This is a genomic window from Amorphus suaedae, from assembly GCF_053629675.1.
The window spans coordinates 90347-114565 of record NZ_JBRJIT010000003.1 but is presented as its reverse complement, the minus strand read 5'-3'; the positions used below and the strand labels follow the sequence as shown (position 1 = coordinate 114565).

22 protein-coding genes are annotated in these 24219 nt (G+C 69.7%); 14 read left to right on the top strand and 8 right to left on the bottom strand.

The window, feature by feature from the left end; translation table 11 throughout:
- Nucleotides 1–102 precede the first annotated feature (102 nt).
- From AB7M35_RS21950 to AB7M35_RS21935, 4 genes are all read right to left on the bottom strand, one after another.
- Nucleotides 103–549: a MaoC family dehydratase gene (locus AB7M35_RS21950; protein WP_453962669.1), complete on the bottom strand. Its 447-nt coding sequence runs from the start codon at nt 547–549 to the stop codon at nt 103–105.
- Nucleotides 550–703: 154 nt separating this feature from the next.
- Complete coding sequence (poxB, locus tag AB7M35_RS21945) at nt 704–2431, bottom strand: ubiquinone-dependent pyruvate dehydrogenase (RefSeq protein WP_453962668.1); 1728 nt, start codon at nt 2429–2431, stop codon at nt 704–706.
- Between the two features lie 26 nt (nt 2432–2457).
- Nucleotides 2458–4143 (bottom strand): NAD-dependent malic enzyme, encoded by a 1686-nt coding sequence (locus tag AB7M35_RS21940; RefSeq protein ID WP_453962667.1) that lies wholly within the window; start codon nt 4141–4143, stop codon nt 2458–2460.
- Between the two features lie 136 nt (nt 4144–4279).
- The gene (locus AB7M35_RS21935; protein WP_453962666.1) at nt 4280–5152 is read right to left on the bottom strand and encodes a TIGR01459 family HAD-type hydrolase; all 873 of its coding nucleotides are present in this window, start codon (nt 5150–5152) and stop codon (nt 4280–4282) included.
- 186 nt (nt 5153–5338) lie between these two features.
- Here AB7M35_RS21935 and mutL point away from each other — a divergent pair, with 186 nt between their 5' ends.
- The 12 genes from mutL to AB7M35_RS21875 all read left to right on the top strand — a co-directional run bounded on the left by mutL (nt 5339) and on the right by AB7M35_RS21875 (nt 19976).
- Nucleotides 5339–7180: a DNA mismatch repair endonuclease MutL gene (gene mutL / locus AB7M35_RS21930; protein ID WP_453962665.1), complete on the top strand. Its 1842-nt coding sequence runs from the start codon at nt 5339–5341 to the stop codon at nt 7178–7180.
- Between the two features lie 161 nt (nt 7181–7341).
- Nucleotides 7342–7812, top strand: coding sequence for a tol-pal system-associated acyl-CoA thioesterase (gene ybgC / locus AB7M35_RS21925; protein WP_453962664.1), 471 nt, complete (start codon nt 7342–7344; stop codon nt 7810–7812).
- A gap of 198 nt (nt 7813–8010) precedes the next feature.
- The gene (gene tolQ / locus AB7M35_RS21920; RefSeq protein WP_453962663.1) at nt 8011–8739 is read left to right on the top strand and encodes a protein TolQ; all 729 of its coding nucleotides are present in this window, start codon (nt 8011–8013) and stop codon (nt 8737–8739) included.
- A 3-nt stretch (nt 8740–8742) separates the two neighbouring features.
- A complete protein-coding gene (tolR, locus tag AB7M35_RS21915) occupies nt 8743–9198 on the top strand; it encodes a protein TolR (RefSeq protein WP_453962662.1) in 456 nt (151 codons plus the stop codon).
- A 162-nt stretch (nt 9199–9360) separates the two neighbouring features.
- Nucleotides 9361–10245 (top strand): cell envelope biogenesis protein TolA, encoded by an 885-nt coding sequence (locus AB7M35_RS21910; RefSeq protein WP_453962661.1) that lies wholly within the window; start codon nt 9361–9363, stop codon nt 10243–10245.
- Between the two features lie 179 nt (nt 10246–10424).
- Complete coding sequence (tolB, locus tag AB7M35_RS21905) at nt 10425–11768, top strand: Tol-Pal system beta propeller repeat protein TolB (protein ID WP_453962966.1); 1344 nt, start codon at nt 10425–10427, stop codon at nt 11766–11768.
- 339 nt (nt 11769–12107) lie between these two features.
- Nucleotides 12108–12590: a peptidoglycan-associated lipoprotein Pal gene (pal, locus tag AB7M35_RS21900; protein WP_453962660.1), complete on the top strand. Its 483-nt coding sequence runs from the start codon at nt 12108–12110 to the stop codon at nt 12588–12590.
- Between the two features lie 285 nt (nt 12591–12875).
- Complete coding sequence (ybgF, locus tag AB7M35_RS21895) at nt 12876–13778, top strand: tol-pal system protein YbgF (RefSeq protein WP_453962659.1); 903 nt, start codon at nt 12876–12878, stop codon at nt 13776–13778.
- Complete coding sequence (tilS, locus tag AB7M35_RS21890; protein WP_453962658.1) at nt 13762–15060, top strand: tRNA lysidine(34) synthetase TilS; 1299 nt, start codon at nt 13762–13764, stop codon at nt 15058–15060. Before ybgF ends, tilS begins: the two co-directional genes overlap by 17 nt.
- A gap of 264 nt (nt 15061–15324) precedes the next feature.
- The gene (gene ftsH / locus AB7M35_RS21885; RefSeq protein ID WP_453962657.1) at nt 15325–17256 is read left to right on the top strand and encodes an ATP-dependent zinc metalloprotease FtsH; all 1932 of its coding nucleotides are present in this window, start codon (nt 15325–15327) and stop codon (nt 17254–17256) included.
- Nucleotides 17257–17659: 403 nt separating this feature from the next.
- Nucleotides 17660–19003 (top strand): phosphoglucosamine mutase, encoded by a 1344-nt coding sequence (glmM, locus tag AB7M35_RS21880; RefSeq protein WP_453962656.1) that lies wholly within the window; start codon nt 17660–17662, stop codon nt 19001–19003.
- Between the two features lie 214 nt (nt 19004–19217).
- Nucleotides 19218–19976 carry an outer membrane protein gene (locus AB7M35_RS21875; protein ID WP_453962655.1) on the top strand — a complete coding sequence of 253 codons (759 nt, stop codon included), beginning with the start codon at nt 19218–19220 and terminating at the stop codon, nt 19974–19976.
- A gap of 64 nt (nt 19977–20040) precedes the next feature.
- Here AB7M35_RS21875 and AB7M35_RS21870 read toward each other — a convergent pair whose 3' ends face one another.
- The 4 genes from AB7M35_RS21870 to AB7M35_RS21855 form a co-directional block, all read right to left on the bottom strand.
- Nucleotides 20041–20169, bottom strand: coding sequence for a hypothetical protein (locus tag AB7M35_RS21870; RefSeq protein ID WP_453962654.1), 129 nt, complete (start codon nt 20167–20169; stop codon nt 20041–20043).
- On the bottom strand, nt 20166–20693 hold the full coding sequence (locus AB7M35_RS21865) for a disulfide bond formation protein B (RefSeq protein WP_453962653.1): 528 nt from the start codon (nt 20691–20693) through the stop codon (nt 20166–20168). The genes AB7M35_RS21870 and AB7M35_RS21865 overlap by 4 nt, the downstream gene beginning before the upstream one ends.
- A 250-nt stretch (nt 20694–20943) precedes the next feature.
- Entirely contained in the window at nt 20944–21525 is a 582-nt protein-coding gene (locus AB7M35_RS21860) for a YqaA family protein (RefSeq protein ID WP_453962652.1), read from the bottom strand.
- A gap of 132 nt (nt 21526–21657) precedes the next feature.
- A complete protein-coding gene (locus tag AB7M35_RS21855; RefSeq protein WP_453962651.1) occupies nt 21658–22056 on the bottom strand; it encodes a RidA family protein in 399 nt (132 codons plus the stop codon).
- 117 nt (nt 22057–22173) lie between these two features.
- Here AB7M35_RS21855 and AB7M35_RS21850 point away from each other — a divergent pair, with 117 nt between their 5' ends.
- Nucleotides 22174–23232, top strand: a complete 1059-nt coding sequence (locus AB7M35_RS21850) for a MaoC family dehydratase (protein WP_453962650.1) — start codon at nt 22174–22176, stop codon at nt 23230–23232.
- A 90-nt stretch (nt 23233–23322) separates the two neighbouring features.
- The gene (locus tag AB7M35_RS21845) at nt 23323–24081 is read left to right on the top strand and encodes a response regulator transcription factor (RefSeq protein ID WP_453962649.1); all 759 of its coding nucleotides are present in this window, start codon (nt 23323–23325) and stop codon (nt 24079–24081) included.
- Nucleotides 24082–24219: the final 138 nt, after the last annotated feature.

The following is a 24219-nucleotide window of genomic DNA, read 5'->3' as shown; positions in this document are numbered from 1 at the left end:
CAGGTCAAGGCCCCTCTCGCCGCAGCGCCGCGCGCGTGCCGCCTCGCGGCCGCCATGCACCCGCCGTCCGGGCGCAGTTGCTGGCACCGCCAGCCCCGCCCCTCAATCGTCGTCCAGCTCGGCCCGCGCCGGCACCTTCACCAGCGCCTCGCCGTCCAGCACCACCGTGTCGCCCACCCGGCATTCGCAGGCGAGCCGCGCCCGGTTCTTCTCCGGCATCAGCTCCACCACCTCCACCGACACCGTCACCGTGTCGCCGATCTTCACCGGCGCCCGGAAGTGCAGGCTCTGGGAAAGGTAGATGGCGCCCGGCCCCGGCAGGCGGGTGCCCAGCAGGGCGGAGATCAGGCTTGCGGTGTAGAGGCCGTGGGCGATGCGGGTCTTGAACGGCGTCTTCGCCGCGAAATGCTCCGACAGGTGGATCGGGTTGCGGTCGCCGGACACCTCGGCGAAGCCGACCACGTCGGAGGCCATCACCGTCTTGTCGAAGGCGTCGCGCATGCCGATCGAAAGATCCTCGAAGAAGAGGGTCTGGAGCATCAGGGTCATGGGGGGCCTTTTTTCTCCGCTCATTCCCGCGAAGGCGGGAATCCAGGGCCAGTTCCACGGCGCCTGCTCGGTTGCCTGGACGCCCGCTTTCTTGGGAGCGGACGGATTGCCGTCGACGCAGCCGGCCCGACCGGAGCCGGCCGACTGCGCCGCCTCAGCGGAACAGCGAGCTCTTCGCCAGCTCCATGATCTCGTCGCCGCGGCCGTTCATGATGGCGCGCGCCGCGTAGAGGCTGAAGCCGAGCGCCTGCTCCGCCTTGATCTCCGGCGGCATCACCAGCTCCATGGCGTCGGTCACCACGTCGACCAGCGCCGGCCCGTCGTGGGCGAACGCCTTCTCGATCGCCGGCCGCACGTCGCTCGGGTCCTCCGCACGGATGCCCAGGATGCCGAGCGCCTCCGCCATCGCCGCGAAATTGGGGTTCTTCAGGTCGGTGCCGAACGGCAGGAAGCCTGCCGCCTTCATCTCGATGTCGACGAAGCCCAGGAGCCCGTTGTTGAAGACGACGATCTTCACCGGCAGGCCGAGCTGCGACACCGAGATGATGTCGCCCATCATCATGGTGAAGCCGCCATCGCCGGACATCGACACCACCTGCCGGCCCGGGTAGGCCGCCTGGGCGCCGAGCGCCTGGGGCATGGCGTTGGCCATCGAGCCGTGCAGCATCGAGCCGACCAGCCGTCGCGTGCCCTTCAGGTGCAGGTAGCGCGCGGCCCACACCGTGGTCTGGCCGACGTCGACGGTGAACACCGCGTCGTCGCTGGCGACCTCGTCGATCACCTTGGCCAGGTACTGGGGATGCACCGAGCGCGACCCCGACTTGCCGACCGCCAGCGCGTCGAGGTCCTTGCGGGTCTTCACGTAGTGGTCCTGCGCCTTCTTCAGGAAGGCGTCGTCGGTCTTCGGCGTGAGCTTCGGCGTCAGCCGCTTCAGCGTCTCGCGGACGTCGCCCACCAGACCCAGGTCGAGCCGGGTGCGCTTGCCGAGGTTCTCGCCGCGCACGTCGATCTGCGCCACCTTGGCGTCGGCCGGATAGAACTGCCGGTAGGGGAAGTCGGTGCCCAGCATCAGGAGCAGGTCGGCGCTGCGCATGGCGTGGTAGCCGGAGGAAAAGCCGATGAAGCCGGTCATCCCCACGTCGTAGGGGTTGTCGTGCTCCACGTGGTCCTTGCCGCGCAGCGAGTGGACGATCGGCGCCTTCAGGGCGGCGGCAAGCGCCACCACCTCGTCATGGGCGCCGGCGCAGCCCGCGCCGCACAGCATGGTGATGGAGCCGGCGCCGTTCAGAAGCGCCGCCAGCCGGTCGATCTCGGCCTCCGGCGGCACCACCACGGGCAGCTCCACCTCGGCCCACTTCACCGCCGCCTCGCTCGCCGCCGCCGCCAGCGCCACGTCGCCGGGGATCACCAGCACGGCGACGCCCTGCTTCTGGATCGCGGTGCGCATGGCGATCTCGATGGCGCGCGGCATCTGCGCCGGGCTCGAGACCAGCTCGCAGTAGTGGCTGCACTCGCGGAACAGCTGCTCGGGATGGGTCTCCTGGAAGTAGCCGGAGCCGATCTCGGCGCTCGGGATGTGGGCGGCGATGGCCAGCACCGGGGTGCGGGTGCGGTGGCAGTCGAACAGCCCGTTGATCAGGTGCAGGTTGCCCGGGCCGCAGCTGCCGGCGCACACCGCCAGCTTGCCGCTCAGCTGCGCCTCGGCGCCGGCGGCGAAGGCCGCCGTCTCCTCGTGACGCACGTGCATCCAGGAGATCGTCTTGCTGGTCCTCAGCGCCTCGGTGAAGCCGTTGAGGCTGTCGCCCACCACGCCCCAGACGCGCTCGACCCCGGCCGCCTCGAGGATCTTGACCATCTGGTCGGCAACCCGCGTTTTCGCCATTCTTCAGGTCCTCTTGCTGGCCGCTGTCACGCCGGAACGTAGGTGCAGTAGATCGGATCCCACATGGCCTCGTCGACCTTCGCGGCGATCGCCGCGTCGTCCATCGCCGGCACCAGCCCGTCGGCGATCGCCGCCTTGGCGACCGCGATCGCGATGGCGCGCGACACGTCGCGGATCTCCGACAGCGGCGGCAGCAGGATCGGCACGTCGCCGTCGCCGGCCGTGTTCGCCTCGGCCAGCGCCCGCGACGACGCCATGAACATGCCGTCGCTCACCCGCGGGATGCCGAGCGCCAGGATGCCGAGCCCCAGGCCCGGGAAGATGTAGGCGTTGTTGGTCTGGGCGATCGGGTAGGTCTTGCCGCCGTGCTCCACGGGCTGGAACGGGCTGCCGGTGCCGATGATCGCCTTGCCGTCGGTCCAGGCGAGCACGTCGGTCGGCTGCGCCTCGCAGCGCGAGGTCGGGTTCGACAGCGGGAACACGATCGGCCGCTCGGTGCCGGCGGCCATCGCGCGGATCACCTCCTCGGTGAACACCCCCGGATGGCCGGTGACGCCGATGATGATGGTCGGCTGGGCGTTCTGGACCGTCTCCAGGAGCGAGAACAGGCCGGGCGTCTCGCCGGCCGGCCATGCGGCGACGTGGTCCGCCGTGTGGGCGAGCTTCGCCTGGAACGGCCAGAGGTCCTTCTGGGTGTCGAAGACCAGGCCCTCGCGGTCGATCATGTAGAAGCGGCGGCGCGCCTCGTCCGGATCGAGGCCGTCCTCCACCATCAGCCGGATCATCTGCTCGGCGATGCCGCAGCCGGCCGAGCCGGCGCCCACCACCACCACCTTCTGCTCCGAGAGCGGCCGACCGGACTGCTTCACCGCCGACAGCACCGTGCCGACGACCACGGCCGCCGTGCCCTGGACGTCGTCGTTGAACATGCAGAGCTGGTCGCGGTAACGCTCCAGGAACATGGTCGCGTGGTTCTGGGCGAAGTCCTCGAACTGCAGAAGCACGTTGGGCCACTTGTGCTTCACGGCGTTCACGAAGCGGTCGACGAAGGCCACGTAGTCGTCGCCGGTGATCCGCTCGTGGCGCCAGCCGATGTAGAACGGGTCGTCGATGAGCGCCTGGTTGTTGGTGCCCACGTCCAGCGTGATCGGCAGGGTGTATTCGGGGGGCACGCCGCCGCAGGCGGTGTAGAGCGACAGCTTGCCGATCGGGATGCCCATGCCGCCGGCGCCCTGGTCGCCCAGGCCGAGGATGCGCTCGCCGTCGGTGACGACGATCACCCGCACGTCCTGGTGGCCGGCCGAGGCGAGCAGCGCCTCCATGTCGTCGCGCAGCGGATAGCTGATGAACAGTCCGCGTGGGCGGCGGTAGATCTCGGAGAACCTCTCGCAGCCGAGCCCCACCACCGGCGTGTAGACCATCGGCATCAGCGCCGTGATGTTCTCCGCCATGAAGGCGTAGAACAGGGTCTCGTTGGTGTCCTGCAGGGCGCGCAGGTAGATGTGGCGCTCCAGATCGGTGGTCTTCTGGTCGTAGGCATCCTTGGCGCGGGCGACCTGGGTCTCGAGCGTTTCCAGCGACGGCGGCAGCAGCCCGTGCAGGCGGAAGCCGGTGCGCTCGGCGTCAGTGAAGGCGTCGCCCTTGTTCAGGATCGGCGTGTCGATCAGGCGGCGGCCGTGATAGTGGCTCGCGTCCAGCGTCTTCGTGCTCATGTTCCCCCCGCGCTCACGTGAGACAGCCCACGTTTTGAGGGCAGCCTACACACGCAGGGGCGGCCCTGCCACGGCCTTCGTGCGGAATGTGCGGCCGGCCGCGCGACGGCAGCCGGGGGGAAGGGAGGAGGGCCCGCTACCAGGCGAGCCGGGGCAGCACGGCGCGCACCGCCAGCCCCTCGCGGCCGAGCCGGTCGGCGACCATCTTCGGATCCGGCGCGTCGGCGGCGCCGAACTCGGCGGAATGGATGCCGGCGGTGATCAGCAGCGCGCCGACGCCCTGGCCGACGGCGCCCTTGATGTCGGTCATCAGCCCGTCGCCGATGGCGAGCACGCGGTCGCGGTCGGGGGCGCGGCCGAGGATGACGCCGAGCCGCTCGAACGCCGCCTCGTAGATCGGCGCGTGCGGCTTGCCGGCCTGGCGCACCTCGCCGCCGAGCTCGGCGTAGAGTTCGGCGAGGCTGCCGGCGCAGTAGATCCGGTCGCCGCCACGCTGCACCACGATGTCCGGGTTGGCGCAGACCAGCGGCAGGCGGCGCGCGGCCAGCGCCGTCAGGCTGTCGCGGTAGTCCTCGGGCGTCTCGTTGTGGTCGTCGAACAGGCCGGTGCAGCAGATCGCCTCGGCGTCCTCCGCCCCCACCAGGCGGACGTCGAGACCGTCGTAGAGCGACAGATCGCGCTCGGGGCCCACGTGGTAGAGCGCGGCCGCGCCCAGCCGGGCGATCTGGCCGCGGGTCACGTCGCCGGAGGTCACCACCGCGTCGAAGGCCCCGTCGGGCACGCCGAGCTGGCCCAGCTGCTCCACGATCGGCGGGGCCGGGCGGGGCGCGTTGGTGATCAGCACCACCGGCCCGCCGGTCTCGCGGCGGAAGCGCGTGAGCGCGTCGACGGCGGGCGCGAAGGCGGTGACGCCGTTGTGGATCACGCCCCACACGTCGACGAGGAGGGCCTCGTAGTCGGGGGCGAGGGCGGACAGTCCGGCGGGGAAGTCGGGGGACGCATGGATCATGGGGCAAGGGGATCGCCTCCCCGCGCCGCCGGGTCAAGATGCGGCGGCGCGAAATCCGCAGCCGGCCGCCAGGCGGGGCGGCGATCGCCGGTGGAGCCCGCCAATTCGGGGCCTGACCTCGGGCCGCGAATCCGTCATGCTCCGCCGTTAACCTTTGCCCCCCGAATCGAGAACGCCCACGCCGCCATGCCCGTCCGCCAGCTCTCCAATGCCGTGATCAACCGGATCGCCGCCGGCGAGGTGGTCGAGCGGCCGGCGAGCGTCGTCAAGGAGCTCGTCGAGAACGCCATCGACGCCGGGGCGCGCCGGGTCGAGATCGTGACGGCAGCCGGCGGCAAGAGCCTGATCCGGGTCATCGACGACGGCTCGGGCATGACCCGCGACGACCTCGTGCTCGCCGTGGAGCGCCACTGCACCTCCAAGCTGGACGAGGACAACCTGTTCTCCATCGCAACGCTCGGCTTCCGGGGCGAGGCGCTGCCGTCGATCGGGTCGGTGGCGCGGCTGACCATTTCCACCCGCACCCGCGACGACGACAGCGGCTGGTGCGTGTCGGTGGAAGGCGGCCTGGTCGCCGAGCCGAAGCCGGCGGCGGTGGCGGCCGGCACCATCGTCGACGTCCGCGACCTGTTCTTCGCCACGCCCGCCCGGCTGAAGTTCCTGAAGTCCGACCGGGCCGAGACCACCGCGATCACCGACATCGTCCGCCGGTTGGCGCTTGCCCACCCGGAGGTCCGCTTCGTGCTGACCGGCTCCGACCGCAGCCGCACCGATTACCCGGCCCGCGACGGCGATGACGCGGATGTGATGCGGATCGCCGACGTCATCGGCCGCGACTTCGTCGACAACGCGCTGGTCATCGACGCCGGCCGCGAGGGGGTGCGGCTGGAGGGCCTGATCGGCCGGCCGACCTTCCACCGGGCCAACACGCTGCAGCAGTTCCTGTTCGTCAACGGCCGGCCGGTCCGCGACAAGCTGCTCCTCGGCGCGCTCCGCGGCGCGGTCTCCGACGTGATGGCCCGCGACCGCCACCCGGTCGCCGCCCTCTACATCACCCTCGACCCGGCCGAGGTGGACGTGAACGTCCATCCCGCCAAGGCCGACGTCCGCTTCCGCGACCCGGGACTGGTGCGGGGGCTGCTGGTCGGCTCCATCAAGCAGGCGCTCGCCCAGGCGGGTCTCGCGGCCAACACAACTTCCGCGCGTGCCGCGTTCGAGGCGTTCCGTCCGGACGCGGCTCCGGTGCGCGCGGATTATGCGTTTGCGCGCACAAACGCGCAGGAAAGCGCAGCCGGCGCTGCGCGTTTTCCGGGTGCGTACGCGCAGCCCGCGCGCGGCCCGGCGACGGGGTTCTTCGAGGACGGACAGGCGGCTTTCGCGGCCGTGGCGGCGCCCTCGGCGGAGACCCGCGCCGCCGTGCGGGAGGAGCCGGACGGCGATCTCGACCGTCCGCTGGGCGCCGCCCGCGCCCACTTCCACGAGAACTACATCTTGGCCCAGACCCGCGACGGCATCGTCATCGTCGACAGCCACGCCGCCCACGAACGGCTGGTCTACGAGCGCCTGAAGGCCGAGCGCGCCCGCTCCGGCGTCGCTCGCCAGATGCTGCTCGTGCCGGAAATCGTAGACCTTCCCGAGGAGGACGCCGCCCGGCTGCTGGCGGTTTCCGACGCCCTCGCCGAGACCGGGCTGGTGGTGGAGGCGTTCGGTCCGGGCGCCGTCGCGGTGCGCGAAGTGCCGTCGATCCTGGCCGGCCGCCTCGACGTGCAGGGGCTGGTTCGCGACCTCGTCGACGACCTCGCCGAGTGGGAGACCACCGACCGGCTCGCCGACCGGCTGGACCACGTCGCCGCCACGGTCGCCTGCCACGGCTCGGTCCGCACCGGCCGCCGGCTGAAGCCCGAGGAGATGGACGCGCTGCTCCGCGAGATGGAGGCGACGCCGAAGTCCGGCCAGTGCAACCACGGCCGCCCGACCTTCGTCGAACTGAAGCTCTCCGACATCGAGCGGCTGTTCGGGCGGAAATAAGCAAATCCAGGAAAAGTGCTCTTGCGGTTTTCCGTCCGGATTTGCGGAAACTGAGAGCAAATCCAGGAAAAGTGCCCTTGCGGTTTTCCGTCGCGATTTGCGTGTAGACAGGCGGCGGTGGCACACCCGCTTTTCCGGAAACCTCGGCAGGACCGCTCCCCATGACCACCTGGCCCGATCTCGCAGGCAGGCTCCACGGCAGCCGTCACCGGCTCGCCGCGCGGGTTTATTTCGAGGACACGGATTTTTCAGGCGTCGTCTACCACGCCAACTATCTGCGTTACTTCGAGCGCGGCCGGTCCGACTTCCTGCGCCTGTGCGGCGTCCACCACATCGAGCTGGCCGACGGCACCTACGGGGCCTCGCTGGCGTTCGCCGTGCGCACCATGACGCTCGATTTCAAGGCGCCGGCGCGCATCGACGACGTGCTGGAGGTTGAGACCTGCCTTACCCATCTGACGGCGGCCCGGCTGGGTCTCGACCAGGTGGTGCTGCGCGGCGAGCAGGTGCTCGTGCGCGCCAAGGTTGAGGCGGTGGTGATCTCGCCCGACGGCCGCCCGCGCCGGTTGCCGAAGCCGGCGCTGGCAAAGCTCCAGGCGCACGTGGCCGGCGCGGAAGTCGTCCCGTCTTAACGGTCCGTTTACCCTAATTGGCGACAGCTGTTGCGCCCGTTTTTCCAGCGGGAGTCGCAGTTTTGACAAACTCTGTGCTGACAGAGGCGCCAGTCACCCTCGTACCCAGATTGCCACCCAGCCTTCCCTTCGGACCTGTGGTCGTGCGCGCGCCGTGCGCCGCCGGTCCGGTGCCGAGAAGCAAAGTCGGGACTGAACATGGATTCCACCGTTGCGGTAGCCGGCGCCGATCTCGCCGCCCACTCTGGCTTCTCGCTGTTCGGGCTGTTCCTGCAGGCGCACATCGTCGTCAAGATCGTCATGCTGGGCCTGGTCTCGGCGTCGATCTGGTGCTGGGCGATCATCGTCGACAAGGTGGTCCTGTACCGCCGCACCCGGCAGGCGATGAACCGGTTCGAGGACGCCTTCTGGTCCGGCCAGTCGCTGGAGGATCTCTACCGCACCCTGTCCAGCCGCTCCAATCAGGCGCTGGCGGCGGTGTTCGTCGCGGCGATGACCGAATGGAAACGCAGCCACGACGGCCAGCATCCGGCGATCGCCAGCCTGTCGCACCGGCTCGACCGCGTGATGACGCTGACCATCGGCCGCGAAGCGGAACGGCTGGAGAGCCGGCTCGCGGTGCTCGCCTCGGTCGGTTCCGCCGGCCCGTTCATCGGCCTGTTCGGCACGGTGTGGGGCATCATGACCTCGTTCCAGGCGATCGCGGTCTCCGAAAGCACCAACCTCGCGGTGGTGGCGCCCGGCATCGCCGAGGCGCTGTTCGCCACCGCGCTCGGCCTTCTTGCCGCCATCCCCGCCGTGATCTTCTTCAACAAGCTGTCAGGTGACGTCAGCAAGATCATCTCCCGGATGGACGGATTCGCCGACGAGTTCCTGGCGATCCTGTCGCGCGAGATCGACGAGCGGCTGGAAGAAGAGCGCGTCTGAGCCATGGGTGTTCAACTTTCCAACTCCTCCGGCGGCCGCGGCCGTCGCCGCGCGCCGCGCTACCGGCCGATGAGCGAGATCAACGTCACGCCGTTCGTCGACGTGATGCTGGTGCTGCTGATCGTGTTCATGGTGTCGGCGCCGCTTTTGACCGTCGGCGTTCCCATCGATCTGCCGCAATCGCGTGCGAAGCCGCTGGAAGGCGACAACGAGCCGCTGACGGTCTCGATCAACGCCCAGGGCCAGGTGTTCCTGCAGGACAGCGAGATCACGCTCGACGACCTGGTGCCGCGGCTGACCGCGATCGCCCAGAACGGCTACGAAGAGCGCATCTACGTGCGCGGCGACCAGGACGTGGGCTACGGCGCGATCATGTCGGTCATGGGCCGGCTCAACGCTGCCGGGTTCAAGCGCATTGGTCTGGTGACCCAGCAGGAACCCCCGAGCTCCGGCAACTGACGTCCCAGTGCGGTCCCTTTTTCATGACGAAGACGGGCCTGACCTCGAAGCGGTAATCGAAGGCTAGATCTTTTCACCATGCGTGTCGGCTTGATTGTCTCTGTGGCAGGACACGGCGCCATCCTCCTGTGGAGTGTGTTGGCGTGGCCGGACGCGGAGTCCATGGCGGCCAAGCCGATCGAGATGTTCCCGGTCGAGCTCGTCACCATCGGCGAGGTCACCGACATCTCCAAGGGCGCGCCGACGGCCCCTGTCGAGCCGGAGCCGAAGCCGGATCTGGAGACTGTCGAGGCCAAGACCGAGGCCGACACCGCCGGCGAGACGAAGACGGCCGCCGACAAGCCGGCCGAGCGCGAAAACCCGTCGAAGGCGGAGTCCGCGGCGCCGCTGCCGAGCGAGCAGGCGGCCGCCCCGGCGGAAGAGGCGGCCGAGCCCGAGGCGGAAGCCCAGCCCGAGCCGACGCCCGCGCCCCAGCAGGAAGCCGAGGCGCAGCCCGAACCCGAGCCGACCCCGGAGCCGCAACAGCAGGCGGAAGCCGAGCCGACGCCGACCACCAACGTGGTGCCGCGCGCCCGCCCGACCCCGCCGCCGAAGCGCCCTCAGCCCACACAGTCGGCCTCCGCCCAGACCAACGAGAGCTTCGACGCCGACCGCATCTCCGCGCTGCTCAACAAGGTCGAGCCCTCGGGCGGCGGCAGCGGCTCGTCGCGCGCCTCCGCCGGCATCCGCTCCGGCGGCACCAACGCGGCCATGACGATGACCGAGCTGGATGCGCTCAGGGCCCAGATCCAGCGCTGCTGGAACCCGCCGGTGGGCGCCCAGGGCGCCGAGGACCTGGTGGTGACCGTGCAGATGCAACTGAACGAGAACGGAACCGTTTCCGGTTCGCCGGAGGTCATCAACTCGGGCTCCAACCCGTTCTTCCAGGCGGCCGCCGACAGTGCACGGCGCGCCGTGCTCCGGTGCCAGCCCTACAATCTTCCGCTGGAGAAATACGACACATGGCGCGAAGTCCGCGTCACCTTCGATCCGAGGGATCTCTTCTGAGAACGCCCGCGCGGTCTGCCAGCGGCCGCGCGGGCGCGGGATGAGCACGAGGCAATCCGACCTTCTGCCGCATTCCGCCCTCACATGTTGGAATCGATCACGTTCCTGACGTCCGGTCCCGCCCGGCCGACGTCTCCGGGATCTAGAGGATGAGCTAGCCAATGGCTTTCGAAATGACCCTGCCGGCGCTGCGTCGGTCCATGTTTTCCGCAAAGGGCTGGCGCCACAGGGCCGTCGCGCTCGCCGCCGCCCTATTCGGCGCCGTCGCACCGGCCCAGGCGCTGGTGCAGATCGACATCACCCAGGGCCAGGTCGAGCCGCTGCCGATCGCGCTGCCGACCTTCGGCTCCACTGGCGGCGAGGCGGATCTCGCCAAGCAGATGACCCAGGTCATCGCCGCCGACCTGCAGCGCTCGGGGCTGTTCCGGCCCATCGATCCGACGGCCTACGTCGACCAGATCCTCAATGCGGAGGCGGTTCCGAACTTCGCCAACTGGCGCGCCATCGACGCCCAGGCGCTCGTCGCCGGCACGCTGACGCGCGAGGCCGACGGTCGGCTGAAGGCCGAATTCCGGCTGTGGGACGTGTTCGCCGGCGAGCAGATGATCGGCCAGCAGTACTACACCCAGCCCGACAACTGGCGCCGCCTGGCCCACATCATCGCCGACGCGATCTACGAGCGGCTGACCGGCGAGAAGGGCTACTTCGACACCCGCGTGGTGTTCGTGTCCGAGACCGGGCCGAAGAACAACCGCACCAAGCGGCTCGCCATCATGGATCAGGACGGGGCCAACGTGCGCTACCTGACCCGGGGCGACGAGCTGGTGCTGACGCCGCGCTTCTCTCCGTCGACCCAGGACGTGACGTACATGTCCTACGGCGGCGGCGCGCCGAGCGTCTATCTGCTGAACATCGAGACCGGCGAGCGCGAGGTGCTGGGCAACTTCCCGGGCATGACGTTCGCGCCGCGCTTCTCGCCCGACGGGCGCGAGGTCGTCATGAGCCTTCAGCAGGACGGCAACGCCAACATCTACGCCATGGACCTGGGCTCCCGGCGGACGACGCGGCTGACCAACTCGCCGTCGATCGACACCTCGCCGTCCTATTCGCCCGACGGCCGGCAGATCGTCTTCGAATCGGATCGCGGCGGTGCCCAGCAGCTCTACGTGATGGGCGCCGACGGCTCCAATCCGACGCGCATCTCGTTCGGCGACGGCCGCTATTCGACGCCGGTGTGGTCGCCGCGCGGCGACATGATCGCGTTTACCAAGCAGGCCGGCGGACGCTTCGCCATCGGCGTCATGAAGCCCGACGGATCCGGCGAGCGGATCCTCACCGAAGGCTTCCACAACGAGGGCCCGACCTGGGCTCCGAACGGCCGCGTGCTGATGTTCTTCCGCGAGACGCAGGGCGCCCAGGGCGGGCCGTCGCTGTATACGGTGGACGTCACCGGACGCAACGAGATGCGGGTCAACACGGACACCTTCGCGTCCGATCCGGCCTGGTCTCCGCTGCTCGACTAGCTCGGCAGGCGCGCGGGCGGGCCGGCCGGCCCGCCCGCCGTATTCTCGACCCGAATCCTTCCCGAATGGCTCGAAACAGGCCGATTTTTCCGACCGGCGCGCACTGCGTGCCGGTCGGCCGCGTTTTGCCTCACGAGCGCCATGCTGCTATGCACGAAGAGGGTTTCGGGCCGGTTGGTCGCGGCGGCGCACGGCGCGCGCAGATCTTACCGGCATTGATCGAAGTTGGATCGAATTGTCTCGGTTAACCCTCTTTCTGAACCGACTTTTTACCACCGGATCCTAACGTCCCGCGCAAGATCGCTTCCGCTGGGGTGGGGGCATAAGGAGCACTTGGAGATGGCTACCAATATTGCACTGCGGAGTGTCGGACGCGCGGCGGTCGTCATTCTGATCGCGGCCGTGCTGGCCGCCTGTGCTCAGAAGCAGGAACAGCTCAACGGCCAGGCCGTCCCCGGCTCTGCGCAGGATTTCGTCGTCAACGTCGGCGACCGCGTCTACTTCGCCGTGGACCAGACGGACCTGTCGAGCACCGCCCAGGCGACCCTCGACAAGCAGGCCCAGTGGCTGCAGCGCTATGCCAAGTACACGATCACCATCGAGGGTCACGCCGACGAGCGCGGCACCCGCGAGTACAACCTGGCGCTGGGCGCCCGTCGTGCCAGCTCCGTGCGGGCCTTCCTGGCCAGCCGCGGTGTTGCGCCGAACCGGATGCGCACCATCTCCTACGGCAAGGAACGCCCGGTGGCCGTGTGCGACAACGAGTCGTGCTGGTCGCAGAACCGCCGCGCGGTGACCGTTCTCGACAACGCCGGCAGCTAGGCACGGCCTTCCCGGGCCCGACCGGACCCGGCCCCGCCGTGCCTGATCGAGGCACGAGCCACGCCGCCACGCTGGGCGCCATCCGGATCCGGATGGCGCCCGTCGGCGTTTGACAGACAGGCGCGGGCAGGAGCGGGTCTGGCCTTCGCCGGTTTCGCCGGCGGGACACAGCTTTGACGTGAAATGCTTTTGGGGCCGGTCCGGGTTTGGCGTAGGGTCGCGGCGTGGCCCGGCGTTGAGTGGGTCGACGCGCCGCCGCACCGATCGAGATCGGGAGATCGAGAGATGCGAATGATGTTTGGACGCACTGCCTTCATGGCCGCCGCCGTGGCTGCCGCCTTCTCCGTGGCGCCTGCCGCCGCCTTCACCGTTCCGGCCGACGCCGGCACCTCCGGTCTGCTCGAGCGCGTCCAGTGGGGCAACAACAACAATCGCCAGCAGGGCGAGCTGACGCTGCGCATCAACCGGCTGGAGGACCAGATCCGCCAGTTGAACGGCCAGATCGAGCAGCTGACCCACGCCACCCAGCAGATGCAGGACCAGATGCGCCGCATGCAGGAGGACAACGAGTTCCGCCTGCAGCAGCTGGAAGGCGGAAAGCCGCGCCGCCAGAACTTCGAGGGGGCGCCGCCCGCCTCGGGCGGCCAGCGCGATGCGTCGGCGGGCGATCCGCAGACGACCGGCTCGATCGGCTCCGCGGCGCCGGGCAGCCCGCTGGACCTGTCGGCGCTGGCGCGTGGCGACATCCTGGGATCGGCCATCAACCAGGCGGCCGCGCCCACCTACTCAGAGCCGCCGAGCACAACCGCGAACACCGAATACGAGGCGGCCTACTCGCTGGTGATGGCCGGCAAGTACGACGCGGCCGAGCGCGCCTTCCGCGCCTTCCTGGCCAAGCATCCCAACGATCCGCGCGCCGGCGATGCCGAGTTCTGGATCGGCGAGTCGCTCCTGCAGGCGGGCAAGCACCCGCAGGCGGCCGAGGCGTTCCTCAAGAGCTACACCGAGCATCCCGACAGCGAGAAGGCGCCCGACAGTCTCCTGAAGCTCGGCATGGCGCTGTCCGGCATGGGCGAGAGCACGGCGGCCTGTTCGTCGTTCTCCGAGCTCCTGACGAGCTATCCCTCCGCCGACCCTTCGCTGCTCGACCGCGCGCGCCAGGAGCGCCAGCGTGCCGGCTGCGCCTGACCTCCACCCGATCGAACCCGACGAGCTGAGCGGCCTGTTTTCCGCCGTCCGCGGCCACGAGCGGGTGGTGCTCGCGGTCTCCGGCGGCAGCGATTCCATGGCGCTGATGGCGCTCTACCACGCCTTCCGGCGCGCCGATCCGGCCGCCCCCGCGGCGATCGTGGCCACCATCGATCACGGCCTGCGCGCCGAGGCCGCCGACGATGCGCGTTTCGTGCTGGAGGCCGCCGCCGCGCTCGGCTTCGAGGCCGTGGCGCGCCGCTGGGAGGGCGAGAAGCCCGCCTCCGACATCCAGGCCGCCGCCCGCGATGCCCGTTACAGGCTGCTCGCCGCCATCGCGCGGGAGGCTGGCGCATCGGCGATCCTCACTGCCCACACTCTCGACGACCAGGCCGAGACGGTCCTGCTGCGACTGGCACGCGGCTCCGGCGTGAAGGGGCTGTCGGCCATGGCGCCGGTGCGGCGGCTCGCCGCGGAAGACGGACCCGACCTTGTCCGGCCGCTCCTCGGCATCTCCCGGGCGCGGCTGCGGGCCACCCTGCGGCGCGACGGCCTCGGCTGGCGCGAGGATCCCTCCAACGAGAACGACCGCTTCGCCCGGGTGCGCATGCGCCGGCTGATGCCGGCGCTCGCCGCCGAAGGGCTCGATGCCCGCCGCCTCGCCGGCACCGCCCGGCGGCTCGCCCGGGCCGATGCGGCGATCGACGCCATGGTCGAGGCGCTGGCGGCGGCGGCGCTGAAGGCCGATGCCTTCGGGGTGCTGTCGCTCGACGTGGCGGCCTTCGCGGACGCGCCGGAAGAGGTGCGCCTGCGGCTGCTCGCCCGGATGCTCGGCTGGGCCGGTGGCGGCGATGTCGGGCCGCGCCTGGAGCGGCTGGAGCGCGCGGCGGCGGTGATCGGCGCGGCGCGCGACACGCGGTTCACGCTGGCCGGCGCGCTGCTCACCCTCCGCGCGGGCCGCCTCGTCGTCTGCCGGGAAGCCGGGCGGGGCGGATTGCCGGACATGGAGCTCGTTCCGGGCACCAGCGGCGTGTGGGACGGACGCTGGCGGGTGCGTCTCTCCGACGCGGCGCCCGGCCGGGTCACCGTGCGGGCGGTGGGATCCGCCTGGCGCAAGCTTGCGCCGCCAGACTGGCGCGCGGCATCGGCCGGAATGTCCGCGGTTCCGGGCATCTTTTGCGGCGAGGGCCTTGTTGCGGCGCCCGCGTTCGGCCACTTTGCCGCGCATGAATGGCGTGGCGCCGTGGCCGCGGACTTCGCCACGCCCCCGCCGGGGCGGTGACGTCGAGGATGCGTCGCCGCGTTTGTGAGACGGCGAGCCTCGGAATTCCACCGGTCCGCCTTGGCACGGGCTGACCGGAACCCTATCTTTCCGGCCAGAGTTCTTTCCGATCAGGTGTCGTCTCCCCGACCGGAAAGGGCCCTGACTTCACTGAGTTGAGCGAATCCTGTCGGTCGGGTCACGCGATCTGATCGGGACGCGCTTTGAGACGGTGCCCGGCCTGGTGCCGATCGCGTAAAGAAGACGGGCTGCGAAAGGGCCGTGATGAACAACACGTTTCGCAATTTTGCGCTCTGGGTGATCATCGGCTTGTTGCTGATTGCCCTGTTCCAGCTCTTTCAGAGCCCGAGCCAGCGCACCAACAGTTCCGAGATTTCCTTCTCGCAGTTCCTCGACGAGGTGGGTCAGGGCAACGTGCGGGCGGTGACGATCACCGACCAGCAGATCGCCGGCAAGTACAACCACGGCGGCGCGTTCCAGACCTACGCCCCGAGCAACGCCAACTACATCGACAAGCTGGAATCCAGCAACGTGGCCATCACGGCGAAGCCTGCCAACGAGGGCTTCTCGCTGCTGGGCATCCTGGCCACGTGGTTCCCGATGCTGCTCATCCTCGGCATCTGGCTGTTCCTGATGCGCCAGATGCAGGGCGGTGCCGGCGGCAAGGCGATGGGGTTCGGCAAGTCGAAGGCCAAGCTTCTGACCGAGGCGCACGGGCGCGTCCTGTTCGAGGACGTGGCCGGCGTCGACGAGGCCAAGGAAGACCTGCAGGAGATCGTCGACTTCCTGCGCGATCCGCAGCGCTTCCAGCGCCTCGGCGGACGCATCCCGCGCGGCGTGCTGCTGGTCGGCCCTCCCGGCACCGGTAAGACGCTGCTCGCCCGCGCCATCGCCGGCGAGGCGAACGTGCCGTTCTTCACGATCTCTGGTTCCGACTTCGTCGAGATGTTCGTCGGCGTCGGCGCCAGCCGTGTCCGCGACATGTTCGAGCAGGCGAAGAAGAATGCGCCCTGCATCATCTTCATCGACGAAATCGACGCGGTCGGCCGCCATCGCGGCGCCGGCCTCGGCGGCGGCAACGACGAGCGCGAGCAGACCCTCAACCAGCTCCTCGTGGAGATGGACGGCTTCGAGCCGAACGAGGGCATCATCCTGATCGCAGCGACCAACCGTCCGGATGTGCTCGACCCGGCGCTCCTGCGCCCGGGCCGTTTCGACCGGCAGATCGTCGTGCCGAACCCGGACATCGTCGGCCGCGAGAAGATCCTGAAGGTGCACGTGCGCAAGGTGCCGCTGGCGCCGGACGTGGACCTCAAGACGCTCGCCCGCGGCACCCCCGGATTCGCCGGCGCCGATCTCATGAACCTGGTCAACGAGGCGGCCCTGATGGCGGCGCGGCGCAACAAGCGCCTGGTCACCATGCAGGAGTTCGAGGACGCCAAGGACAAGGTGATGATGGGTGCCGAGCGGCGGACCCTGGTGATGAGCGAGGAGGAGAAGAAGCTCACCGCGTATCACGAGGCGGGCCATGCCCTCGTCGCGCTGCACATGCCGGCGTCCGATCCGATCCACAAGGCGACGATCATCCCGCGCGGCCGCGCGCTCGGCATGGTGATGCGCCTGCCGGAACGCGACCAGCTGTCGCTCACCCGGGCGAAGTGCAAGGCGGATCTCGCCGTCGCCATGGGCGGCCGCGTCGCCGAGGAGCTGATCTTCGGCCACGAGAAGGTCACCTCCGGCGCCTCGGCCGACATCCGCATGGCCACCAAGCTGTCGCGCGCGATGGCGACCCAGTTCGGCATGTCCGACAAGCTGGGCCCGCTGATGTACGGCGAGAACGAGGAGGAGGTCTTCCTCGGACACGCCGTGGCGCGCCAGCAGAATGTCTCGGAGACGACGCAGCAGGTCGTCGACGCGGAGGTGAAGGGCTTCGTCAATGCCGGCTACGAGACCGCCCAGGCGGTGCTTCAGGCCAACATCGACCAGCTGCACACCATCGCCAAGGGACTGCTGGAGTACGAGACGCTCAGCGGCCAGGAAATCCGCGATCTCCTGGAGGGCAAGCCGCCCATCCGCGAGAGCACGGACGACACGCCGAAGGGCCCGCGCGCCGCGACGGTGCCGTCCACCGGCGGCAGCCGCGAGAAGGGCGACCGGGGCGAACCTGGTGGTCTGGAGCCGCAGCCGCAGGGCTGACCGTCTCTCCGGTCCCTCTGAAAATCCGCGAAAGGCCGGGCGCAAGCCCGGCCTTTTTGCGTCCGGCCGAGAGCGGGTTCGGCCGGTCCCCGTCCGACCGGGACGGGTGGCACGCCGGCTGCGGGAGCCGCGTGATGTCGGTCCGGCGATCCGGGCGATCGGCAATGGCGCCGGGTCCTTGTAACAAAAGCCGAGAAAAAGTGAGCCGGATGGCAGGACAGGCGGCCCCGTCTCGGGCTATCCCTATCCGGCTCGCGCCCCGTCGAATCGGCCGACGCCCCGTCGGAGTTTCCGGGCGCCCTGAACTTTGGCGGGCCCTTAGGGTTTCCTGCCGGACGAGCGGGCGCGATTTCGGAACGGCCTGGCCTTCCGGAGCGACAACGGACAGAGGACTCTCGGGTAGATGGGCACTTTCTTCGGAACCGACGGCATCCGCGGCGAAGCAAACCGCTGGCCGATGACGCCGGACATCGCGCTGAAGGTGGGCATGGCGACCGGTCTGGCGCTGCTCAACGGAGACGACCAGCACCGGGTCGTCATCGGCAAGGACACCCGGCTGTCGGGCTACATGCTGGAGAACGCGCTCGTCGCCGGCTTCACCGCCGTGGGAGTCGACGTGTTCCTGCTCGGTCCCGTGCCGACGCCGGCGGTGGCGATGCTGACGCGCTCGCTGCGCGCCGACATCGGCGTGATGATCTCCGCCTCCCACAACAAGTACGACGACAACGGCATCAAGATCTTCGGGTCCGACGGCTTCAAGCTGTCGGATGAGGTCGAGCTGGAGGTCGAGCGGCTGATGCAGGAGGACCTGTCCAAGCGGCTCGCGACCGGCGCCGACATCGGCCGGGCGCAGCGCCTCGACGGCGTCCGCGACCGCTACATCGAGTACATCAAGCGCAGTTTCCCGCGTAATCTCAGCCTCGACGGCATCCGCGTGGTCGTCGACTGCGCCAACGGCGCTGGCTACCGCGTCGCGCCCGAGGCGCTGTGGGAGCTGGGCGCCGAGGTGGTGCCGATCGGCAACCACCCGGACGGCATCAACATCAACACCGACTGCGGCTCCACCTCGCTTGGCAAGGTGCGCGAGAAGGTGCTGGAGGTGCGCGCCGACATCGGCGTGGCGTTGGACGGCGACGCCGACCGGCTGATCGTCATCGACGAGAAAGGCCAGCCCGTCGACGGCGACCAGCTGCTGGCGGTCATCGGCGCCTCCTGGAAGGAGACCGAGCGCCTGTCGGCGCCGGGCATCGTTGCCACGGTGATGTCCAATCTCGGCCTGGAACGCTATCTCGACCGCATCGGCCTGTCGCTGGCGCGCACCCGCGTCGGCGACCGCTACGTCGTCGAGCACATGCGCGCCCACGGCTTCAATCTCGGCGGCGAGCAGTCGGGCCACATCGTGATGGCCGACTATTCCACCACCGGCGACGGGCTGCTGGCGGCCCTCGAGATCCTCTCGGTCGTCGTCGGCACCGGCAAGCCGGTCTCCGAGGTCTGCCATCGGTTCGAGCCGGTGCCGCAGATCCTCAAGAACGTCCGCTACAGCGGCGGCAAGCCGCTGGAGAACGACATCGTCCTGAAGGCCATCGACAGCGGCCGCGACCGGCTCGGCAATTCCGGCCGGCTGGTGGTCCGTCCGTCGGGCACCGAGCCGCTCATCCGGGTGATGGGCGAGGGCGACGACGCCGGACTGGTGCAGGCGGTCGTCGACGATATCGCCACCGCGGTGGTCCAGGCGGCGGCCTGATCGCCGCCGGCTACGGCCGGCGGGGCGGCCCGCCCCCCTCTCTTCCTCGCCCTGGAAGATGCCGTGACGAACGGCCGGCCCACCGGCCGGCTGCCGTCGCATCTGGGGAAAACGTGGTTAAGAAACACGGTTAACGCCGAATTAACGCCCTTCGCCCCACTGTGGCGGACCGATCGAATCGATCGCTCGTCACTGGTGGGTCGAAGGAGCCGTGATGCACCGCCACGTACCTGAACTGCTCGCCGCGACCCTGGTCGCGCTGCTCGTCTCCGGCGGGGCGGCCGCCGCCTCCGACGTCGATGCCGACGCGGACGTGCCGGTGCTGCAGCACACCGACGACATCCTTCCCGACGAGGTGGAGCGGCGCGGGGCCTACGTGCGCTTCGACGTGGGCGGCGTCTGGTCGCCGTCGCCGGGCGTGTCGGTGGTGAACGCCCCGGCGGGCCTGGGCACCGTCGACGGCGGCACCCTCGATGCGCAGGTGAGCGTCGGCGGCGGCGTCGGCTACCGCTTCTCCAACTGGTTCCGCAGCGATCTGACCGTGGCCTACGCGCCCGGCCGGGACTTCTCCGCCGATACCAGCGGCACGGCCGGCACCGGCGCCATTTCCGGCTCGCTGTCCTCCACCGCGCTGCTGGCCTCGGCCTATGCCGAGTTCGCACCGGAATCCTGGATCCGGCCCTATGTCGGCGGCGGTCTCGGCCTGGCCAACCTGTCGCTCGATTCCGTCGAGCAGCGCATGCCGACGGGCGGCGTTACCGCCTTCGCAGACAATTCGGAGTGGAATTTCGCCTGGTCGGTGGCGGCCGGCGTGACCCTGGATCTCTCCGAGGCGATCGAGCTGGATGCCGGCTACCGCTACGTCAATTTCGGCGAGGCGAAGACCGGCATCGGCTCCAACGGCAGCAGCGTCTCCATCGACGGCATCGATTCCCACGAGCTGCGCTTCGGCGTCCGCTACCTGTTCCGATAGGGCGCCATGCGGGTCAGGCGGCGACCCGGTCGTCACCGCTTCCCGCGTGACACGGCCGCATTCGTCAGAGGTAGGTGACGACGAGGAAGACCACCAGGCCAAGGACGGCGACATAGCCGAGCCCGCGGCCGATCCGCCGGCCCCACTTTTCCGCCCAGTCCTCGGGCGGCGGGGGAGGCGGCTTGGCGCTCATCGCGTCCGCGACCGTCCGCCGAGCGCGCCGACGAGGCCGATCAGCACGAGGAAGGCCGACGCCACGGCGTTCCAGCCGGCGAACGACAGCCCGAAGATCCGCAGCGCCGGATCGGTGCAGCTGACGATGTGGGTCTCGCCGAGCGTCTGCAGGAGGCTGCCGGCATCGCGCACCATGGTGTCGGCGGTGGCGCAATCGGTCGGCCCCCGCCAGAAGCCCCATTCCGCGCCGGCCTGATAGACGCCGAGATAGCAGCCGTAGGCCATCACCGCGGCGAAGGCGATCAGCAGCACCCGGGTGGCCCGCACGCGCCCGACCGACGCCAGCCACACCGCCACCAGCACGATCGGGATGCCGACGTAATAGGGCACGCGCTGTTCCAGGCAGAGCGGGCAGGGCATGTAGCCGCCGATCAGCTGGAAGCCCCAGGCGGTGAGGATCGTCGCCGAGGAGACGGCGAACGCTGCGGCCGCGAACAGCATCAGGCGGCGGCGGGAAAGGGGGTCCACGTCAAACTCCAGCATGGGGGCAGCATACGGCGATGACGGCCCGCATCAACGTCGTTGTTGTCGCGCCTGACCCGGTGCGGGGTCCGTCCGAGCGTGGCGGCGGCGGGGAATCAGGCGAGGGGACCGTCCGGCGCCTTATTGGCACAGATCGCGACAAAAATGGATCGCGATCGTTTTTGGCCCCAAGGGGGGGGGCCGCTGGTCGGCGCGTCCGAGCCGGCGAGCCGGGTCACCCGGCCTGGCCGGGGGCGGTACCGGACGCGCGCTACATCAGCAGCTTGGCGGCGACGAAGCCGCCGACGAGCAGAACCACGGCGACGGTGAACACCAGCCCGAGCCGCTTCTCGATGAACGCCTTGACCGGCGGGCCGAACAGGTAGAGCAGCCCCGACACCGCGAAGAAGCGGATGCCGCGCGACAGCACGCTCGCCAGCATGAACACCGCGAAGTCGAGCCCGGTGGCGCCCGAGGCGATGGTGATCACCTTGTAGGGAAACGGCGTCAGTCCGGCGATGAAGACGATCCACGCGCCGTAGTCGTTGTAGCGGGCGGCGAAGTCCTCGAACTTGTGGGCATAGCCGTAGAAGGAGAGGATCGGCTGGGCGATCGCCTCGAACGCCGAGTAGCCGATCAGATAGCCGAACGCGCCGCCGAGGACGGAGGCGATGGTGCAGATCAGCGCGAACCAGGCCCACTTCGACCGGCGCGCGATCACCATCGGGATCAGCAGCGCGTCCGGGGGGATCGGAAACACCGAGCTTTCGGCAAAGGAGACGCCTGCGAGGGCGGCAGGGGCATGGCGGCCGGCGGCGAGGGCCAGCGTCTTGTCATAGAGGCGGCGAAGCATCGGACTTCCTTGGCGGAGCGGGACCGCGACAGGCCGGACGGCCCGCGGCACTCGGACTGGGGAGCCCATAGCGCAGTTCGCCGGCCCTGACGAGATGCCGCGAAGCCGCGATCGCCGTCCCTTGTCCGGGGGCTAGTCGTCCGGGCGGGAGATCCGGCGGCGGGCGGTCACCTCGATCTCGATCTTCATTTCCGGACGGATCAGATCGCAGACGACCATCGTCGCGGCCGGCCGGATGGTCCCGAACACCGAGCCGAGGACGGCGAACACCCGCTCCACGTCGTCGGGGTCGACGACGTAGTAGCGCGCCCGCACCACGTCCTCGAACGAGGCGTCGGCATCGGCCAGCGCCTGCCCGATGGTCGCCAGCGCGTTGCGGGTCTGCGCGACCACGTCGTCCGGCATGGTCATCGTCGCGTAGTCGTAGCCGGTGGTGCCGGAAACGAAGACCCAGCGCCCGTCGACCACGGCGCGCGCATATCCGGCGGCGGCCTCGAACGGCGACCCGGACGAAATCAGCCTGCGTGTCATGTCGGAACCCTCCCCACTTTTCCGCCTCCCGCCCCGGCGCCCCACCGCGCCATCTTGACAGCACCCCGGGCAAACGCTGCAACAGGCTTTGTGAAACCACCATCGGGGTACGGGCGCGTGTCGAAAACCTTCTACGGCAACTTCTTCGAGGACTTCACCGTCGGAATGGTGATCCAGCACGCCACCCCGCGCACGGTGACGGCCGGCGACGTCGCGCTCTACACCGGCCTGTTCGGGTCGCGGTTCGCGGTGCAGTCGTCGGACGCGTTCGCCCACGCGCTCGGCTATCCGCACAGCCCGGTCGACGATCTGCTGGTGTTCCACATCGTCTTCGGCAAGACGGTGCCCGACATCTCCCTGAACGCGGTCGCCAACCTCGGCTACGCCGGCTGCCGGTTCATGGCGCCGGTCTATCCGGGCGACACCCTGAACGCCGTCTCCGAGGTGATCGGCCTCAAGGAGAACTCCAACGGCAAGACCGGCGTCGTCTACGTCCGCTCCACCGGTTTCAAGGCCGACGGCACCGAGGTGCTGGAGTATGTGCGCTGGGTGATGGTGCGCAAGCGCGACCCCGACACGCCGCCGCCCGAGGCCCACGTGCCGCACCTGCCGTTCGCGCTGGAAGCCGACTCGCTGGGCAACGCCGTGCCGCTCCTCGACATCGACGGCTGGGACGACGCACTCGCCGGATCGCCCTTCCGCCATAGCCATTACTCGGTCGGCGAGAAGATCGACCACGTCGACGGCATGACCATCGAGGAGGCCGAGCACCAGATCGCCACCCGGCTCTACCAGAACACCGCCAAGGTGCACTTCAACCAGCACACCGAGGGCGAGGGGCGCTTCGGCAGGCGGCTGGTCTACGGCGGCCACGTGATCTCGCTCGCCCGGGCGCTGTCGTTCAACGGGCTCGCCACGGCGTTTCACCTGGCCGCCATCAACGCCGGCCGCCACGTCGCGCCGGTCTTCGCCGGCGACACGATCTACGCCTGGTCGGAGGTCCTCGACATGGGCGAGATCCCGGGTCGCCGCGATCTCGGCGCGCTGCGGCTGCGGACGGTCGCCACCAAGGACCGCCCGTGCTCCGACTTCCCCGACCGCGACGCCGAGGGCCACTACGATCCGTCGGTCGTGCTCGACCTCGACTACTGGGTGCTGATGCCGGTCACCGAATAGGCAGCCCCCGGGCACGCCCGACGCGGGGCGATGGACGGCGGCGCCGGTTGCGCTACACTCGGCCTCGACGTCGAGGTTGAGGACCGGCCGATGCTGACCACGCTCGGCGCACGCGACGTGCGCCTTGTCGGCAAGCTGATGGCGACCCTCGCGGACTGCGAGGATCGCGACCGCATGCGCACCCGCGCCGGCGAGGTTCTGCTCGATCTCCTGAAGGCCGACCAGTTCGCCTCGTTCGTCTGGGATCCGGTGGCCCGCACCTTCGGCGACCGGGTGTTCCTCAACATGGACCCGGCCAACCTCGACAGCTACGACGCCTACTTCCAGTTCCGCGATCCGATCACGCTGGAGCTGAAGAAGCGGGTGCGGGCGACCCACGTGAACGAGGTGCTGGAGCAGCCGGCGCTCGAGCGCACCGAGTTCTTCAACGACTTCCTGGCCCGCGACGGCCTGCATTTCGGCATGAACTTTCACGGCCACGACGGCGTGCGGCACGTCGGCGACCTGCGCATCTGGCGGCGGCGCGGCAAGGCGAACTTCGACCGCTCGGAGCTGGCGCTGCTCGACCTCATCGGCCCGGCCTTCACCTCGGCCATGCGGACCGCCTACCGCTTCGCCGGCCGGCAGACCGGCGACGATCGCGACGCCCGCATTGCGGTCGCGGCAGCCCACTACCGGCTGACGCCACGGGAGACCGAGGTGGCCCGGGCGCTCGCCGCCGGCGGCAGCGACGCCACCATCGCCGAGGCCTGCGGCATGAGCGTGCCGACGCTCAGGACCCACCTCACCCACATGTTCGCCAAGACCGGCTGCCGCTCACGCGCCGCCCTGCTCGGCGTGCTGCTGTAGCCGCGCTCCGGCCGGGACGGGGCTGCCCATGCGGCGGCCGCGACGCATCGTCATTTTCGAGGATGGCGGGGCGGGCGCGATCGGCGAGGCTCGGTGCTTCGGCTCCGGGAGGGGCCATCCGAGGGGAGACTGCACGAT

Coding starts and splice junctions, on each gene's coding strand:
- AB7M35_RS21870 (WP_453962654.1), bottom strand. CDS start 20,169: ATGAGCGCCAAGCCGCCTCCCCCGCCGCCCGAGGACTGGGCGGAAAAG.
- poxB (WP_453962668.1), bottom strand. CDS start 2,431: ATGGCGAAAACGCGGGTTGCCGACCAGATGGTCAAGATCCTCGAGGCG.
- AB7M35_RS21950 (WP_453962669.1), bottom strand. CDS start 549: ATGACCCTGATGCTCCAGACCCTCTTCTTCGAGGATCTTTCGATCGGC.
- tolR (WP_453962662.1), top strand. CDS start 8,743: ATGGGTGTTCAACTTTCCAACTCCTCCGGCGGCCGCGGCCGTCGCCGC.
- AB7M35_RS21845 (WP_453962649.1), top strand. CDS start 23,323: ATGCTGACCACGCTCGGCGCACGCGACGTGCGCCTTGTCGGCAAGCTG.
- tolQ (WP_453962663.1), top strand. CDS start 8,011: ATGGATTCCACCGTTGCGGTAGCCGGCGCCGATCTCGCCGCCCACTCT.
- AB7M35_RS21875 (WP_453962655.1), top strand. CDS start 19,218: ATGCACCGCCACGTACCTGAACTGCTCGCCGCGACCCTGGTCGCGCTG.
- ybgC (WP_453962664.1), top strand. CDS start 7,342: ATGACCACCTGGCCCGATCTCGCAGGCAGGCTCCACGGCAGCCGTCAC.
- glmM (WP_453962656.1), top strand. CDS start 17,660: ATGGGCACTTTCTTCGGAACCGACGGCATCCGCGGCGAAGCAAACCGC.
- AB7M35_RS21935 (WP_453962666.1), bottom strand. CDS start 5,152: ATGATCCATGCGTCCCCCGACTTCCCCGCCGGACTGTCCGCCCTCGCC.
- AB7M35_RS21910 (WP_453962661.1), top strand. CDS start 9,361: ATGGCGGCCAAGCCGATCGAGATGTTCCCGGTCGAGCTCGTCACCATC.
- AB7M35_RS21860 (WP_453962652.1), bottom strand. CDS start 21,525: ATGCTTCGCCGCCTCTATGACAAGACGCTGGCCCTCGCCGCCGGCCGC.
- ftsH (WP_453962657.1), top strand. CDS start 15,325: ATGAACAACACGTTTCGCAATTTTGCGCTCTGGGTGATCATCGGCTTG.
- pal (WP_453962660.1), top strand. CDS start 12,108: ATGGCTACCAATATTGCACTGCGGAGTGTCGGACGCGCGGCGGTCGTC.
- AB7M35_RS21855 (WP_453962651.1), bottom strand. CDS start 22,056: ATGACACGCAGGCTGATTTCGTCCGGGTCGCCGTTCGAGGCCGCCGCC.
- ybgF (WP_453962659.1), top strand. CDS start 12,876: ATGCGAATGATGTTTGGACGCACTGCCTTCATGGCCGCCGCCGTGGCT.
- AB7M35_RS21865 (WP_453962653.1), bottom strand. CDS start 20,693: ATGCTGGAGTTTGACGTGGACCCCCTTTCCCGCCGCCGCCTGATGCTG.
- AB7M35_RS21940 (WP_453962667.1), bottom strand. CDS start 4,143: ATGAGCACGAAGACGCTGGACGCGAGCCACTATCACGGCCGCCGCCTG.
- mutL (WP_453962665.1), top strand. CDS start 5,339: ATGCCCGTCCGCCAGCTCTCCAATGCCGTGATCAACCGGATCGCCGCC.